Source organism: Olivibacter sp. CPCC 100613 (assembly GCF_036959255.1).
GTDB lineage: Bacteria > Bacteroidota > Bacteroidia > Sphingobacteriales > Sphingobacteriaceae > Olivibacter.
Window position 1 is genome coordinate 1280733 of record NZ_JAWMTI010000001.1, and the last position, 17841, is coordinate 1298573.

Sequence of the window (17841 nt, forward strand, 5' to 3'; positions counted from 1 at the left end):
TTACTAAAATAGTTGCGTTATTGACATCAGAACTCGCTTAACTTTTTTTTGTTTCCGGATGCCAAGTAAATATCTACTTAGTTTTATATATATGTCGATCAACTTTTTACGTTCTATTACTGGAGTGTTTCAGCTTTTTGTTACCTTTGGACTTTTGGTTTAAAAATATTGAATGAAAACCTATCTACGATTATTGTCTTTTGCTAAACCCATTGAGAAATATGCCATTCCTTATATTATCTGTACGCTGATTACAGTCTTCTTCGGAACACTGAATTTGGCACTTCTTATTCCCTTACTGAATACCCTATTTATCGAAGGAGATAAAGCAGAAATCGTAAGTAAACCGGAGAACTGGTATAACTTAATCGATCATTTTAATTATTACGCACAGGAGCTAAGTCGACAGTTTGGACCCTACGGAACGCTACAACGTGTATTGATCGTGATTGTTGCTTCTGTTTTTACCAGTAATCTTTTTCGCTATTTTGCGCAACGCATTATGGAGAATCTTCGGATTCATACGTTACTGAATTTGCGAAAAACAGTTTTTAATAATGTAATGGATCTACATGTCGGTTATTTTAATAATCAACGGAAGGGCGATATTATTTCTAAAATTGCTTCGGATGTACAGGTTGTGCAATTCTCCGTCACAGCTACACTACAAGTAGTCTTTAAAGAACCATTGCAATTATTGTTTTACATCATTTGGTTGTTTGCAATAAGCTATAAGCTAACCTTTTTTGCCATTCTGGTTATCCCGGTATCCGCTTTTATCATTTCTTTAATTGTTAGAAAGTTAAAACAACAAGCGACTGAAGCCCAGCAGGTGTACGGAAAAATGATCAGTTATTTGGATGAAGCGTTGTCCGGTGTGAAGATCATCAAAGCCTTTAATGCTACTTCTTATGTAAAGGGGAGGTTTCACGACGAAAATGTGTACTATTCTAAATTAGGTAGAAGGATGGCAAGGCGACAGCAGCTGGGCTCACCGGTATCGGAATTGCTCGGTATATTGATGGTGGCTGCATTGGTATTATATGGAGGGAATTTAGTGCTTCAAGGAAGTGAAGAGTTGGATGCCGCGTCATTTATTGCTTACATAGCTATGTTCTCGCAGGTGATGCGGCCGGCGAAAGCAATTACGGATTCTTTTAGTAATATCCATTCCGGTATTGCGGCCGGCGAACGGGTATTGGAACTGATCGACGAAAAACCAGCTATACAAGACGCTCCTAACGCCATTCCGGTAACAGATTTTAACGAATGCATTGCATTCAATCAGGTAAACTTTTCTTATCAGGATAAAAAGGTTTTAAAAGATATAAGCTTCAATATTCCAAAGGGAAAGACGGTTGCCTTAGTCGGGCCTTCCGGTGGAGGAAAATCGACGCTGATGGATCTACTTCCTCGTTTTCAAGACGTTCAGTCCGGTGAAATTACCTTTGACGGTATCAATATTAAGGATATTCAAAGTGATTCGTTACGAGCACTGATGGGAACGGTGAATCAAGAATCGATTTTGTTTAATGATACGGTATTTAATAACATTGCATTCGGGGTATTGGATGCTACCTTGGAACAAGTGATTGCCGCTGCAAAAATTGCGAACGCTCATGACTTTATTGAAGCTACGGAAAACGGATATTATACCAATATCGGTGATCGGGGTGTAAAATTATCGGGTGGGCAAAGACAACGTATTTGTATCGCTCGGGCCGTTTTACGCAATCCACCTATCTTGCTTTTGGATGAGGCAACTTCCGCCTTGGATACCGAATCGGAAAAATTGGTACAAGATGCATTAAATAAATTGATGCATAGCCGAACCACCTTGGTTATTGCACATCGATTAAGTACGATTCAGTCTGCAGATGTTATTATAGTTCTGGAATCAGGTACCATTGTTGAACAAGGGAACCATACCGAACTGATCGCCAGAAATGGTCTGTACAAACGACTGGTGGATATGCAGCAATTCGAAGAAGTATAGACAACCTTGACTAAGTATCCCTGGGTGTTGGTATAAATTTAATAGGACTATCGGCTTTCTGACCTAAAACAGAGATCGATTTAACACAGATGAAAGAGTTTATATTAAAGGAACGATTATTTTAGTTATTTTTTTATATAGTTCTTTTCCTTGGATGAAAAGAACCAAAAATCAAGGCTGTGTAGGCTACCTTGCACCTGATTGCAAAGCATCAACGGCGCGTATTGGAGCCGTTTCACTTCCTCAATCCGCTTGGGTAGTGCAACATTAACAGCGATGCAAATGCTTTGCTGCTCGTTGCCTCGGCATCCTCCAAGGCCGTTTTACCCACGCGCAGGGCTATATTAGGGCTGAAGATAATAATACGTCCTGTTAAAAGTAAAAGCCCTACGTTCTAAAAAATGCCGCCTCCAAAATTTACAAATAGCACCGGGAGGCACGATCCGTTCCTGTAAATTTTGAAGCGGCGATTTTATTCACTACTTCATTATTTTCAAAGGTGTTCATGGACTCCCTACGGTCGGCTCTTTGCTTCTTTATTTCGCGGACCTTGAATGCCTTAAAAAACGAAAACTTAATGAAAAGAAAGAAGTTAAAATATTCGTTCTATTTTTTAAGTAAAACCGACCAACGGAGCTCCCAATTAATCCCACTTATCTTTAGGTATTATTCCCGATAGTCATATTTCCTAATTATTTTTAACGTTTTGAACGGATGTGAAGTGGATTATGTCTTTCGGGAGAATCGCGAAATAAAAAAAGGGGCTTCCAATCAGAAGCCCCTTTTTTTATTTATAGAAGTGTTTTTTTATAATTTTCTCTTTACCTCTACTTGTTCGTAAGCCTCAACAATATCACCTACTTTGATATCATTAAAGTTTTGAATACTCAATCCACACTCATAACCTTGAGAAACCTCTTTGACATCATCTTTATAGCGTTTTAAGGACGCTAATTTGCCAGAGTAAACAACCACACCATCACGAATTAAGCGGATATCATGGTTGCGATTCATTTTTCCATCTAATACCATACACCCGGCAATGGTACCTACTTTGCTGATTTTGAATGTTTCTCTAATCTCGACGTTAGCAACGATTTTTTCTTCAAATTTAGGAGCCAACATACCTTCCATCGCGGCTTTTAGCTCTTCAATTGCATCGTAAATGATGGAGTACAATCGGATATCTATTTGCTCTTGTTCTGCTAACTTACGCGCATTTTGAGAAGGTCTTACTTGGAAGCCTATGATAATCGCATCAGAAGCGGACGCCAATAATACATCAGATTCCGAAATCTGTCCAACAGATTTGTGGATGATATTTACCTGAATCTCCTCTGTCGACAATTTTAATAAAGAATCAGATAGCGCCTCAATGGAACCATCCACGTCACCTTTCACAATTACATTGAGTTCTTTGAAATTTCCAATGGCTAAGCGGCGACCAATCTCGTCCAATGTGATATGTTTCTGCGTGCGAAGCCCTTGTTCACGTTGGAGCTGTAAGCGCTTATTCGCAATTTGACGAGCTTCTGCTTCACTTTCAAGTACATAAAATTTATCTCCAGCTGTTGGAGCTCCATTCATACCGAGTATTTGAACGGGTGTAGATGGGCCCGCCTCGCTAACTTTCTGACCGCGTTCATTGCTCAATGCTTTCACTTTACCGCTATGCGATCCCGCTAAAATCGGATCGCCGACACGTAAAGTACCTCCCTGTATCAAAACAGTTGTCACAATACCTCGGCCTTTATCTAAAGCAGCTTCTACTACTGAACCTACAGCGCGCTTCTTCGGATCGGCCTTAAGATCCAGCAACTCTGCTTCTAAGAGGACTTTTTCAAGTAGCAAATCAACATTTAAACCGGTTTTACCAGAGATCTCTTGTGCTTGGTATTTTCCTCCCCAATCTTCCACCAAGATATTCATGGTGGAAAGTTGTTCTCTTATTTTATCAGCATTGGCGCCGGGTTTGTCGATTTTTGTAAAAGCAAAAACAATCGGCACGCCCGCTGCTTGGGCATGATTAATAGCCTCTTTTGTTTGAGGCATTACACTGTCGTCTGCTGCAATGACGATAATGGCTATATCTGTTATTTTTGCACCACGCGCACGCATAGCGGTAAACGCTTCGTGGCCCGGTGTATCCAAAAACGTGATTTTTCTTCCATCATCCAGTTTAACTGCGTATGCTCCGATGTGTTGGGTGATGCCTCCGGCCTCGCCACCAATAACATTCGTCTTGCGGACATAATCCAAAAGAGAGGTTTTACCATGGTCAACGTGTCCCATTACAGTTACAATAGGAGCTCGTTGAACGAGGTTATCTGCATCATCTTCTTCTTCTAGCGAATGCGTTTCTTCATCTTCAGGTTTAACGAATTCAACTTCGTAGCCAAATTCATCCGCTACAATGGTTAAGGTTTCCGCATCCAAACGCTGATTGATTGAGGCAAAGATACCTAAGCTCATGCAGGTTGAGATAACCTGTGTCACCGAAACATCCATCATATTCGCAAGGTCATTCGCCGTAACAAATTCTGTTACACGAAGAACTTTCGATTGCATTTCCCTTTCCAATGCGGCTTCTTCGGCAGATAAGGCGACATCGTCACGCTTTTGACGACGTAATTTTGCTCTTTGCGCAAATTTCCCCGATTTACCCGCACCACTGAGACGTGCAAGTGTTGCTTTTATTTGATCTTGTATCTCTTTTTCTGAAGGCTCCTCTTTTGGTGTTTCTACATGACGCCCGCGACCCTTGAAATCATGTTTTCCTTTTCCTCCTCTATGGTCCGGCCTTCCCCCTTGGTTTTGCCCCTGATTTTGGCCTTGACCCGGGTGAGGACGATTTTGTGTCTGACCACCTGTTGTAGGTTGCCCCCCTCGTTGTTGTTGCGTGTTATCTCCTTGATTACGGTTTTGATTTCCGCCAAGTGTATTACGTTTACGCTTCCGTTTGTGATCTGATAAGCTCCCAGCTCCTGATGAAGAAGCAATGGGCTGATCTTTCCGTTTTTGCGGAGAAGTGGGAAGCTCTATTTTGCCAATTACTTTAGGGCCGCTTAAGTGCTCGGCACGTGCCCTGATAACCTCATTTTGCGGAGCTACCTCCTTCTCCGGTCCCTTTGGTTCCGGCGCATTGGCTTTCGTTTCCTCCACCTTTGGTTGTTCCTTTTGTTCTATTGGAGCTGGTTCTTCCTTTTGTGGTTCCTCTTTTACCACTGGAGGTTTTTCTTCCGTAACAGATGTATTTTTAGGAGTTTCAGCCACAGGCTGCTGTTCTGATTTTTGCTCAGCAGCTACCGGAGCAGGAGCAGGCGTTTCATCCGTTGCCTGTTCTACCTTATTCTCTTCTTTGATATAAGGTTTCTTGTCGGGTCTACTCCGTTGATTAAGGCTGGAAAGGTCTATTTTTCCAACTACTTTAACCCCCATGGAAGGCTCTGAACCCGGTTCTTTGCCCTTATCTTGTTGCTCATCTGTAGTAGAAGGTTCCTGTTGCTGAGGTTTGTAAGCATTGGCTTTGGTATCCTCAGCGGAAGGAGTGAAAGCGCTATTGTTTTTTATTAAAATCTCATCATTTTCAACCTCGGGCTGCGCTGCTTTTGATGCAGTTGTTTCAATAGGAGCTTCCTCGCGACGAATCTTTCCAATCACAATTTGATTGGCTTCCTCTTTCACGATCTTGTCTCCTTGAAACTCGCGCAGAAGAACCTCATACATGTCTCGGTCTAATTTCGTATTAGGTTTTGCTTCAATTTCATAACCTTTCTTGGCTAGAAAATCTACCGCTGTACCAATTCCGATATTCAGTTCTTTTGCAGCTTTCAGTAAGTTTGTGCTTTTACCTTCTGTCATTTAATCTATTTACCTCTTAAATTTATTACGTGATATTACAAAAGTATACTTTTTAGTTGTTTATTACTAAAATAATAAACAAAGCATTCTTTTGTTTGTGCGCGCTCCGCCAAATTATTCGAATTCTGAGCGTAACACCTGCACAACTTCTTGTATTGTGTTTTCTTCTAAATCAGTACGGCGTACTAACTCATCGGTTGATAAAGCTAATACTGATTTTGCCGTATCTAATCCAACGCGCTTGAACTCATCCAGAATCCAACCGTCGATTTCATCTGCAAATTCTTCCAAATCCACATCTTCGTCGTTCTCATCACTTTCTCTATATACATCAATTTCATAGCCCGTTAGCTTGCCCGCTAACTTAATATTATGTCCGCCGCGGCCAATTGCGAGCGACACTTGATCGGATTGTAAATAAACGGCTGCTCTTTTGTCTTCGTCGTCTAATTTAATAGAGCTGATTCTTGCCGGACTTAAAGCACGTTGTATGTACAGGGAGACGTTGTTCGTGAAATTGATTACGTCGATATTTTCATTGCGCAATTCACGAACAATTCCATGAATACGAGAACCTTTCATCCCTACACAGGCTCCTACCGGATCGATACGATCATCGTATGATTCAACGGCAACTTTTGCCCGCTCACCTGGTTCGCGAACGATTTTCTTAATGGTGATCAATCCATCGAAGATTTCGGGAACCTCCAGTTCAAATAATCGTTGTAAGAATTCAGGAGCGGTACGTGAAATGATGATTTTCGGGGTCGTATTCATCATATCTACTTTGTAAACTACGGCACGGATTGTATCACCTTTTTTGAAATAATCAGCTGGAATTTGCTCGGTTTTAGGCAAAATCAATTCATTTCCTTCGTCATCCAAAACCAACGTCTCTTTTTTCCAAATCTGATAAACTTCTCCTGTGACAATCTCTCCTACACGATCTTTGTACTTTTTAAAGATTTCGTCTTTTTCAAGTTCTAAAACTTTTGAAACCAATGTTTGTCTTGCGGCCAGAATGGCCCTTCTCCCAAAGCTCTCTAAGGTGATTTCTTCGATGAAATCATCACCGATCTCTAAATCCGGGTCGACCTTGCGGGCTTCCGCTAGTTCAATTTCCAAATCATCATCTTCTGAAAACTCATCCTCTACAACGGCTCTTGTACGCCATATCTCCAAGTCGCCGTTATCAGGGTTGACAATTACATCGCAGTTTTCGTCTGTGCCGAAACGTTTACGTATCATGCTTCTGAATACTTCTTCCAGTACACTTATCACCGTCGGACGGTCAATATTTTTGAAGTCTTTAAACTCCTGAAATGAGTCTATTAAATTTATATTGCTCATTTTATTTAAATGAAATTAAAACCTTTGTTTCTATGATTTGATCAAGTGGAATACTTGTTTCCACTTGTATTGCTTTTTTGCCTTTTTCTTTGATGATCTCTGATAAGGTGATCTCTTTTTCCGAAGCTTCTTGCAGTGTCCCTTCTCGTTTTGACCCATCAACCATTTTTAGGGCAACGGTCCGACCTATATTTTTTCGATACTGGCGGAGCAACCGAAGCGGGCTGTCTACCCCCGGTGACGAGACTTCGAGATTATAGGCATTCTCGATCGCGTTTTCCTCTTCTAGATGATAACCTACATGTCGACTGATCGCAGCACAATCCTGGATGTTAATTCCTTGATCGCCATCCACATGAATAATCAGCTTGCCATTGCTGTGCATTTTAATGTCTACCAGAAATAAATCCGGACGATCTGCAATCTTTTCTTCTACTAATTCTAATACCCTTTTCTCGATGCCCATAGTGAATTTACAAATTTCTTGTAATAAAAAGAGGGGACTATGCTGTCCCCTCTTTCATCAAGATATGCAAATGTACGACAAATTATTAATAATTCAAATAGTTGATTTTCTTGCTACAAGGAAATACATTGATATATTTTTAAACATTTTTATCCTAAACTCGTTTGTGTAATAGCAAAAGAAAAAATATATGAGATTTATCATTGAATTAATTATTACAGGCTTAGCCGTTATGGGGGCTGCTTATGTTGTTCCGGGAGCCGCTGTATCTGGCTTTTGGAGCGCCTTGTTGGCTGGTATATTGATCGCCTTGGCCAATGCAACGGTAGGAACAATCTTACGCTTTTTTACCTTGCCATTGAATATCTTGACCTTGGGCTTGATTTCGTTTATCATTACGGTACTAATGGTTATGTTGGTAAGTAGCATCATGAGTGGATTTTCGGTTAGTGGTTTTTTCTCCGCCATGTTCTTTGCTATTTTAACGGCCATTATTCAGATGATTTTAAGCAGCCTTTTCGGTACCAATCGCGAAAATTAATTGGTGTTGCTTGATATTTTCTGTATACTTGGTTTTGTAAAACAATCCTTTATGAAACCTGTCAATCGTTGTTGCCTGTTAGGTTGTATGATCTTATTACCCGTGGTGCTAAAAGCGCAAACGAAAACAATGAATGTGCTTATCGGCACCTATACCAATACTGGAAAAAGTAAAGGGATTTACGTCTATTCTTTTGACCCTGCTTCAGGCAAGTTAAGTTATAAAAATGAGGTTGCGGCATCGGATCCCTCATTTCTGGCCTTGAGCACCGATAGGAAACGGCTCTATGCAGTTAATGAATTAAGCACAGGTGGTGGAGCTGTAAGTGCATACAATTATCATCCGGATGATGGTAGACTTGTTTTGCTGAATACGAAGCCGACATACGGTGATAGCCCTTGTCATGTTATCGTAGATCAGAAAGATCAACATGTCGTGGTGTCAAATTATTCGGGAGGAAGCTTGACGATTTTTGGAATTCAGCCCGATGGTAGCCTGACAGAAAAAGTGCAATTGATAAAGCATGAAGGAAGTGGACCGGATAAAAGTAGACAGGAAAAACCTCATGTTCATTCGGCTTGCTTGTCGCCTGATGGAAAGTTTTTGTTGGTGCAGGACCTTGGAACGGACTTGATTAATGTATATCCGTATGAGGCATCAAATAGGGATACCCCTTTGTCAACGGAGGTAAATACTGCGAAAGCTTCGCCAGGCAGCGGTCCAAGGCATATTGCGTTTTCAAAGAACGGAAAATATGTTTACTTGGTACAGGAAATGAAAGGGGCGGTTACTGTTTACGCTTATAACAATGGACAATTAATGTCACTGCAGGAAATAAGTATGTTAACGCCTTCCTTCAAAGGGGATGTGGGTGCCGCAGATATCCACCTATCACCTGATGGAAAGTATCTATATGCATCAAATAGAGGAGAAGCCAATGACATAGCGATGTACGCTGTTAATGAACAAAATGGGAAATTAACACATATTGGAAATCAATCGGTAGAAGGCAAGGGGCCCCGCAACTTCGCCATTTCACCTGACGGGAAGTACTTGTTGGTAGCAAACCAATATACCGATGAGGTCATTGTATTTGCGCGGGATGAAAAGACAGGCCAGTTAAAAGGCACGGGAAACCGCATCGAAGTGGGGGCTCCGGTTTGTGTGCTTTTTGATGAATTGTAGTGTGTTTTTCAACATTAAGGTTCCTCGTGGAACCTTAATGGCCTACTAGGCAGTCGCTTTTACTTGATCGATTACTTCTTGGTAATATCTTTCGTAAACAGGTAAAATCAACCCCAAATCAAATTCTTTCGCGCGTGCAAGTGCAGCGGCCTTAAATTCTTCTAAGCGATCGTTATTTTCGAGGATGTAAACGGCGTGATCAGCCATACTTGCAATATCACCTACGTCGTCTAAAAAGCCCGTTATGCCATCCACATTTAATTCGGGTAAACCACCGGCATTGGACGAAACAACAGGTACGCTACAAGCCATAGCTTCTAAAGCGGCTAAACCAAAACTCTCCGACTCAGAGGGCATCATGAAGAGGTCGGCAACAGACAATATCTCTTCAATCGCATCTTGTTTTCCTAAAAACCGTACATCTTCACATACACCTAAATCCCGACAGAGCTGCTCGGCATTTACGCGATCTGGACCGTCACCTACCATCAAAAGTTTACACCTTACTTTTTCTTGGATTTTTTGAAACACTTTGATCACATCGGATGTGCGCTTTACTCTTCTAAAGTTTGAGGTATGGACCAAAATTCGCTCGTCGCCCGGGGCAATGGCTTTTTTGAAATGCGCACGTGGCTTCAGACTAAAGCGGGTCAAATCGATAAAGTTAGGAATAACCTGGATATCTTTTGCTACATCAAAATGCTTCAACGTATCCTCTTTCAAATTGGTAGAAACAGCGGTTACACCATCCGATTGATTGATAGAAAAGGTAACCACGGGATTATAGCTCGGATCTTTTCCTACCAAGGTAATGTCTGTTCCGTGAAGCGTTGTAACAACGGGAATGCGAATTCCATAAGTTTCCAGAATCTGCTTTGCCATAAAAGCAGCGGAAGCATGTGGTATTGCATAATGCACATGTAAGAGGTCCAATTTTTCAAATCGAACAACATCGACCAATTTGCTGGCTAAAGCAAGTTCATAAGGTGGAAAATCAAATAAGGGATATTTAGATATACTCACCTCGTGATAAAACAGATTGGCGGAGAAAAAATCAAGTCGAGCAGGCTGGCTGTAGGTAATAAAATGAACCTGATGGCCGTTAGCAGCTAAGCCTTTGCCCAATTCGGTAGCTACTACACCACTACCTCCAAATGTTGGGTAACATACAATACCTATCTTCATTTGATAATATAATAAGTTTTATAACAATTGATCATAAACAATTGATGCGGCTAATTGCATAATTCATTGATCAACGTGGCTGCAAATTAAACGTTATTTTCTGTAGTAATTGTTAAGCCTATGTCAAGTATTATTCCAAGCCCTTGGCAATTGCTTCATAGATTGCATCTTGGATGCGCGGGCGAATATTCAGGTTATACAGTTTATCGGTAACCGTCGGATGTACGCGATTCGAAAGAAAAATATAGGTTAACTGGTGCTTGGGATCGATCCAAATGCAAGTACCTGTATAACCTGTATGGCCGAATGTCGAGGCCGAGGCCAAGGTGGAAGGATAGGCCTTGCTTGCGTCCGGGTCTTTTCGATCAAATCCCAAACCTCTACGACTGACGGTTGATTGTTTACTTGTAAATTCTTCTACAATTTTTGGAGCGAAGTAGACCTCTCCGCCATAGGTGCCCTTATTCAATAGCAGTTGGCCATAAATAGCTAAATCATTCGCTGTACTGAATATTCCGGCATGGCCGGCAACACCATTCGCCATAGCTGCGCCTTGATCATGTACGTAGCCTTGCAAAAGGGTGTCTCTAAAATAAGTGTCCCGTTCGGTCGGCACAATTTCCTCCTTGGCAAAACGTAATCGTGGATTATAACCGGTTTTATACATCCCTAAGGGTCGATAAAATTGCTCCTGAACATAATTTTCAATCGGTTCAGAGGCTTGTTGTTCAACCACCTCCTTCATTACGTACATACTGATATCGCTGTAAACGTATTTTCCCGGCGTTTCCAATTTAGATTTGAGCATCTCCGGCCACATCACGTTGCGATAGTAATCACTCAATAAAAAGCGCCCGTCAGCTACTTTTACATTGTGTGTAGCAGAAGAATCACTGCTCACATCTCCCGGCTTAAGGTTTTTATAAAAGGGTATGTAAGGAACAAAACCGGCTTGATGAAGCATGACATCCCGTAGCTTTATATTACTTTTATTGGTTTGCCTTGCTTGAAATAAATAATGGCCAATTGTTTGATTAAGATCGATTTTTTTTTCTTCATACAGACGCATTACGCTGGGTGTAGTAGCGGTAATTTTGCTAATGGATGCCATGTCAAAAATATCGGAAACAAGTGTTGGTCGCTGTTTTTCATAGGTGTGAAAACCATAGGCTTCCTCAAAAATAACCGTTCCGTTTTTTATCACCATCACAACAGCGCCGGGTGTAGCTTGTTCAGCGATTGCTTCTCTAACGATATTGCCTATGGGATCCGTCAAATACTCACTTTTTATACCGACGGATTCAGGTAGATCGTATCCTAAGCGCGTTTTCATGGTTGTAAAACCACTACCTGCCGGAAAGCGGGGCGAAATGTTCGTTGTCAATTTCCCGGTGATAGCAATGCCTCCGAAAACGGCGGAAGCACTGTTTTGTGCAGCGATGGCACCGGTGTCGGTCGACCAGATAATGGGAACGGGAAGCGCATCAAGTAAAGACAGTTTTTGTGGTGAACCAAAACCGCAAATGATAACCTGTTTGCCGGCCATTTCATTTTTGATAAAATCGAGTATATTTTGACTGGCAGCTACGTCCTTTGCAAGTTGAATGATAAGCAGGTTATGAAATTTAATCTGCTCGCTTAATAGTTGCAGAGACGCCAGGTTCCCTTCTGCATGATAAGCATCGATCGATGCATAGCGAGATAACATGGTGTTAAAGCGATCTGCCTCATTAAAACCAAGATCTAAACTGGCTATTTTTAAATCACCCAGCCCTTTGATGGGAATTATTCCCGTTTGATTATTCAGTGCGATGGTCTGGGATAAACTTTGCTTTTTTTGCGCTAATACCTGCTGGATATTTTCTTGGTGCGTGTTTTGAGCGCAAGCCTGAAAGGCCAATATAAGCAAAATGATGAAAGCGGAGAAAGGCTTTGGTATATACATAAGTTTGTTTTTGAGATGATAATCGAACTTAGACAAATTAATGGTTATATGCAATATATGGGAATAGATATATGGAAATGATTCTTCCGATAAGTGAAAAGATACAAGTTTAGTATGTTTGCAATATGGAAGCTGAACCTAAAAGCGTCGATTTATTCATAAAACAACTGAAAGAAGAATTAGGTGTTCAAGCTTCTATCATCGAACAATCGGCCGTCGTTGCAAAAATCCTGATCGACTCCGCCTCCTTGTTGATCAAATTTTATAATAGCCTTCACTTTAATGTAAAACACGTAGAAGAACCGTTTAGGGGCCTTCGCCAAATACATATAGATGAGGATCTATTTTTAGAAAGAAATAAAGTGATCATGGCCAGACTTGGTGCCGCATTGGGTTTAGCTCATAGAATATATGCGCGTAGCACAAACTTGGTTCGAATCAATAAAGAAGAAGCCTTGTCTTTCCAAAAAGAACATCATTTGCAAGTTCCCCTCCCGGGTAAATATCGATATGGACTTTTGTGTGGGGAGGTATTAATGGCGATAGCTGTATTTAGTGGAGGCCGTAAAATGCGAGATACAGCACCTGAATATCGATCCTTTGAACTGCTGCGATGCTGTAATCGTTCCGGCTATTTGGTGGTAGGTGGCTTGAGCAAGCTACTTAAAGGGCTTGTTAATGCCTATCAACCTGGTGACATTATGACCTATATTGATCGAGATTGGTCTTCTGGAGCAAATTACGAAAAGCTGGGCTTTCGATCAGAAGGGTTCGTACCACCTCAACATTTCATGGTGAACGTTACAGATCATATACGTTACCATGTGGGGCGGGCAGATCAACCGATGGATCCGAGTGTTTCCCGGCTTTGGGTGGAAAATTTGGGCAGTATAAAAATGCGTCAAGTGTTATAAACCTGAATCGGTTGATTTCAAAGCGTTCTGAGCAGAAAGTAATAATCGAATTCAGGTTGTAAGATCTTTTTTTTATTTTAGGCCGATACTTATAGCTCAACACCAATTTAATTAAAATAACAACAATGAAAAGAAAACTTCGTATGGGTATGGTAGGCGGAGGTATTGATGCATTTATTGGCTCAGTACACCGCATTGCTGCTCGAATGGACGGTTTAGTCGAATTAGTCTGCGGTGCTTTTAGCGTGAACCCTGAAATCTCAAAGGAATCTGGAGAAGCCTTATTCGTTGATCCAAGTCGCGTTTATAGTACCTATCAAGAGATGATAGAGAAAGAAAGCCAACTGCCTGAGGACGTGCGGATGGACTTTGTGACAATCGTTACACCGAATTTTGTTCATTTTGATCCCGCGCGTCTGGCACTGGAAAATGGTTTCAATGTGGTAATCGAAAAGCCCATGACATTTACCTTGGAAGAAGCGAAGCAATTGAAAGATCTCGTGGAAAAAACAGGTCTAACATTGGCGCTCACACATACCTATAGTGGTTATCCAATGGTAAAGCAGGCGAAAGCCATGGTAAAAGAAAACAAACTTGGTAAGATTAGAAAAGTAATCGTAGAATATCCACAAGGATGGTTAAGTCGCTTGAGCGAAAGGGAAGGAAATGCGCAAGCCGCATGGCGGACGGATCCCAAGCGATCCGGCAAAAGCGGTGCCATGGGTGATATTGGTACGCATGCAGCGCATTTAGCTGAATACATCACCGGGTTAAAGATTGTGGATATTTGCGCTGATTTAAATACTTTAGTGGAAGGACGTTTATTGGACGATGATGGTAATGTGCTGATTCGTTTCGATAACGGAGCCAATGGTGTGTTAATTGCTTCGCAGATTGCTGCCGGAGAAGAGAATGCCATTCGCATAAGAATCTATGGTGAAGAGGGTGGTTTGGAATGGATTCAGGAAGAGCCAAATAGTTTATATGTGAACTTATTAGATCAACCGAAGCAGATCTATCGTACCGGCAATGCTTATTTAAGTAATGCTGCTAAGCACAATACACGGATTCCTGCCGGACACCCTGAAGGACTATTGGAAGCTTTTGGAAATATCTACAGAAACTTTGTGTTAACGGTGTCTGCTAAATTAAACGGCGAAACACCAACACCCGAAATGCTTGATTTCCCTACGGTGGAAGATGGCGTGCGTGGAATGGCTTTTATTGATAATGTGGTGGCTAGCAATGCCAGCAATGAAAAATGGACCAAGTTCGTGGTTTAATATGCATTTTGGGTCCAACGGCTTCAGGGAAAACTGCCCTGGCCGTTGCCCTTGCTAAAAAGATTAACGGGGCCATCATCAGTGCGGATTCACGGCAGGTGTTCAGGGGAATGGATATCGGAACGGGGAAGGATTTGATGGAGTACCACGGGGTCGATTATTACCTGATCGATATTCGTGATGCCGGTGATACATACCATGTCGCCCATTTTCAAGACGACTTTCAAGAAGCGTTATTAACTATACAGGTTCAGGGTAAGGTACCCATTCTCTGTGGTGGAACAGGCATGTATATACAATCCGTATTGCAACACTATACCTTTACTTCCATTCCACGCAATGATAATCTTCGCGTGAGCCTTTTGGAAAAAGATAGCGAAGCCTTAGAAAAACTGTTTCTGTCTTTACCGCAACCTCCCACGTTCAAAGCCGATATCAGTACTAAAAAACGGCTGATTAGGGCGATCGAAATCGCTAGCTGGCTAAAAAGTAATCCTTACGAAATAACGAAACAGCAGCAAAACTTAGACGCCCGTGTTTTCGGTATCCGGTTATCTTTGGAAGATCGACGAACCAAGATTACACAACGGTTAGAACAACGATTAGAGGCAGGTTTGATTGAGGAAGTACAGCGATTAATGGATGCCGGGGTGGCTGCTGATAAACTTAAATTTTATGGCTTGGAATATAAATATGTAACCGCCTTTCTCTTGGGCGAAATAGATAGGCAGCAGCTATTTGTCAAGCTTAATACAGAAATTCATCGCTTTGCGAAACGACAAATGACCTATTTCAGGAAGATGGAAAAGGACGGGATAAACATTCATTGGCTGAACGGGCATGATTCAATCGCGGCGAACGTAGAGAAAATAAGCGCCTCTCTTAACCTTGAGAGCCGCTTGTAGGAATTGTATCTATTATTCAGCAATGGTCATCTCATCAACCAAGTGTTTTGCCCCCGCAAATTTATCCATGATAAACAAAACGTAACGGATATCAACGGCAATCGTTCGCTGAAGTTGGTGATCAAAAATTACATCACCCGCCATGGCTTCTATATTGCCATCGAAAGCAATACCGATTAATTCACCTTTTCCGTTGATGACAGGGGATCCGGAATTACCACCTGTGATGTCGTTATTCGTTAGAAAATTAACGGGTAGATATCCTTTTTGATCGGCATATCGTCCAAAGTCTTTTGCCTCATAAAGGTCAATCAATTTTTGAGGTAGATCAAATTCTTCATCCTTTGGTTTGTATTTTGCAACAGTGCCTTTAAGTGTGGTGTAATAATTTTCCTTTGCGTCATTCTGCGGATCAGCGGGAAGAGCAGTTATTCTACCATAGGTCAAACGTAGTGTGCTATTAGCATCAGGATAATATACCTTCTTCGGATTGGCTTGGCGCATACCCTCCACCATCAGTCGAAATGCACGTTGAAAATCGGCCTCTTCTCTTTTTTGTGCTTCATCTGTATAACGATATCGGGTCATGATAGCAGATGAAAGGAGAAATAATGGATCTTGCTCTACCTGTTCCGCTTTCGGATTTGCTAAAAAGGCAAATAATTTCTCTTTTGAAGCAAATAGGCTTGATGCAAATGCCTGCTTGATGTAATCGCCAAAAACACCATGAGTTGCTTGGCTAATGGAATCGACAAGGGGCGCTAAGCCTCCAGCTTTGGCCTTGCTTGCGTATAAATTAAGTTCGGCGGCCAGTACATCTTGTTCTAAGGGGAGGTAAAGTGTTTCATACTGATTTGCTATTTCAGCCTCTATATCCGATTTAATGGCCGATCTTTTGGCATCGGTACCGTCTGCGTAAATTAACAGGGCTCTTCCCAGTACATAGGGTAGGGCGGCAAAAGTACTTGAACGCAGCATGCCCATCATGTAATTGTCGTGACGGCTTCTTTCGTTTGTCCGTTCATAGTACTGATTAATGGTCTCTATTACCTGCCCGAATTGTGCTTTGTTTTCTTTCTTATTTGCCCACAAATTGAACTTGGCTTCGTCCGCTCGTTTGGTAGTTGCTGTCTGATGCTTGCTGAGGGCATCGATCATGCCCTGCCTATTTTTCCAGTAGTTTGCTACTTGTGCATATTTGGGAGCATATTCAAGCTTCACCTGCTGATTTTGATCCATGTGCTTCTTTAGATTATCCATTCCAATTTTGGAAGCTTCTACCCAAGCCGGGTAGGCAAAATTCACATTTTGATCAATACCTGCTGCGGGCATCCACCGATTGGTTCGGCCCGGATATCCCAAAATCATGGCAAAATCATTCTCTTGAAAGCCTTTCAAACTGATCGGTAAATGATATCGAGGATTCAAGGGAACATTGCTTTCGCTGTATTCTGCGGGATTACCATCTTTGTCTGCGTATACACGGAATAATGAGAAATCACCGGTATGGCGCGGCCATTCCCAATTGTCAGTATCTCCACCGAACTTTCCTATGCTATTGGGAGGGGTACCCACTAATCTAACATCGTTGTAGTCCTGGTATACAAAATAATAATACTCGTTACCATTATAGAATGATTTTACAGATACTACATATTTTCCCCCCTCATTATTTTCCTGTTCAATACGTGCGATTTCTCTGTTGATGATCTGTTCTCGTTCATATTCAGTCATTTGTTCGTTCACCTTACTTAAGATGCGTTTTGAAACATCGTCCATCCGTACAAAGAAACGGACAGAAAGCGACTTTGGTTTCAACTCTTCTGGTCTACTCCGAGCCCAAAAACCATTGGTTAGATAGTCGTGCTCTGGTGTAGAAAGCTCCGCAATGGAGCCATATCCGCAATGATGATTGGTCAAAACTAAACCGTCTTTCGAAACGATCTCCGCCGTGCACCCACCTCCAAATTGAACAATAGCATCTTTTAAACTGGAGTGATTGATGCTGTAAATTTCTTCTGATGTCAACTGTAAGCCCATCTTTTGCATATCCCGGTGGTTCAATCGGTCAATATGCATAAGAAACCACATCCCTTCATCGGCTCGGACAAGGGTAAATGGAAGTAAAAGCAAAATTAAAAACCAAATTTTCTTCGTTTTCATATGTTTTAATATGTGTAATATTCTTTGTCAAGACAATTTTTTGGTTA

General features: G+C 41.6%; 12 protein-coding genes. 6 read left to right on the forward strand and 6 right to left on the reverse strand.

The window, feature by feature from the left end:
- Window positions 1–172 precede the first annotated feature (172 nt).
- Window positions 173–1996 (forward strand): ABC transporter ATP-binding protein, encoded by a 1824-nt coding sequence (locus RYH73_RS05195; protein ID WP_335312327.1) that lies wholly within the window; start codon window positions 173–175, stop codon window positions 1994–1996.
- 807 nt (window positions 1997–2803) lie between these two features.
- On the opposite strand, the gene infB is transcribed toward RYH73_RS05195, so the two are convergent.
- From infB to rimP, 3 genes are all read right to left on the reverse strand, one after another.
- Complete coding sequence (gene infB / locus RYH73_RS05200; RefSeq protein ID WP_335312328.1) at window positions 2804–5857, reverse strand: translation initiation factor IF-2; 3054 nt, start codon at window positions 5855–5857, stop codon at window positions 2804–2806.
- 114 nt (window positions 5858–5971) lie between these two features.
- On the reverse strand, window positions 5972–7207 hold the full coding sequence (gene nusA / locus RYH73_RS05205; RefSeq protein ID WP_335312329.1) for a transcription termination factor NusA: 1236 nt from the start codon (window positions 7205–7207) through the stop codon (window positions 5972–5974).
- A gap of 1 nt (window position 7208) precedes the next feature.
- Window positions 7209–7673 (reverse strand): ribosome assembly cofactor RimP, encoded by a 465-nt coding sequence (rimP, locus tag RYH73_RS05210; protein WP_335312330.1) that lies wholly within the window; start codon window positions 7671–7673, stop codon window positions 7209–7211.
- 190 nt (window positions 7674–7863) lie between these two features.
- Here rimP and RYH73_RS05215 point away from each other — a divergent pair, with 190 nt between their 5' ends.
- Together RYH73_RS05215 and RYH73_RS05220 are read left to right on the forward strand one after the other, a co-directional pair.
- The gene (locus RYH73_RS05215; RefSeq protein WP_335312331.1) at window positions 7864–8214 is read left to right on the forward strand and encodes a phage holin family protein; all 351 of its coding nucleotides are present in this window, start codon (window positions 7864–7866) and stop codon (window positions 8212–8214) included.
- 51 nt (window positions 8215–8265) lie between these two features.
- Window positions 8266–9399, forward strand: coding sequence for a lactonase family protein (locus tag RYH73_RS05220; RefSeq protein WP_335312332.1), 1134 nt, complete (start codon window positions 8266–8268; stop codon window positions 9397–9399).
- A gap of 45 nt (window positions 9400–9444) precedes the next feature.
- On the opposite strand, the gene bshA is transcribed toward RYH73_RS05220, so the two are convergent.
- Window positions 9445–10584 (reverse strand): N-acetyl-alpha-D-glucosaminyl L-malate synthase BshA, encoded by a 1140-nt coding sequence (gene bshA / locus RYH73_RS05225; protein ID WP_335312333.1) that lies wholly within the window; start codon window positions 10582–10584, stop codon window positions 9445–9447.
- Between the two features lie 130 nt (window positions 10585–10714).
- The gene (locus tag RYH73_RS05230; RefSeq protein WP_335312334.1) at window positions 10715–12529 is read right to left on the reverse strand and encodes a serine hydrolase domain-containing protein; all 1815 of its coding nucleotides are present in this window, start codon (window positions 12527–12529) and stop codon (window positions 10715–10717) included.
- 125 nt (window positions 12530–12654) lie between these two features.
- Here RYH73_RS05230 and RYH73_RS05235 point away from each other — a divergent pair, with 125 nt between their 5' ends.
- From RYH73_RS05235 to miaA, 3 genes are all read left to right on the forward strand, one after another.
- Window positions 12655–13443: a hypothetical protein gene (locus RYH73_RS05235; RefSeq protein WP_335312335.1), complete on the forward strand. Its 789-nt coding sequence runs from the start codon at window positions 12655–12657 to the stop codon at window positions 13441–13443.
- A gap of 125 nt (window positions 13444–13568) precedes the next feature.
- The gene (locus RYH73_RS05240) at window positions 13569–14726 is read left to right on the forward strand and encodes a Gfo/Idh/MocA family protein (protein ID WP_335312336.1); all 1158 of its coding nucleotides are present in this window, start codon (window positions 13569–13571) and stop codon (window positions 14724–14726) included.
- Window positions 14705–15631 (forward strand): tRNA (adenosine(37)-N6)-dimethylallyltransferase MiaA, encoded by a 927-nt coding sequence (miaA, locus tag RYH73_RS05245; RefSeq protein ID WP_335312337.1) that lies wholly within the window; start codon window positions 14705–14707, stop codon window positions 15629–15631. Before RYH73_RS05240 ends, miaA begins: the two co-directional genes overlap by 22 nt.
- Window positions 15632–15643: 12 nt before the next feature.
- Here the strand turns inward: miaA and RYH73_RS05250 are convergent, their stop codons facing one another.
- The gene (locus RYH73_RS05250; protein WP_335312338.1) at window positions 15644–17794 is read right to left on the reverse strand and encodes a S46 family peptidase; all 2151 of its coding nucleotides are present in this window, start codon (window positions 17792–17794) and stop codon (window positions 15644–15646) included.
- Window positions 17795–17841 lie beyond the last annotated feature (47 nt).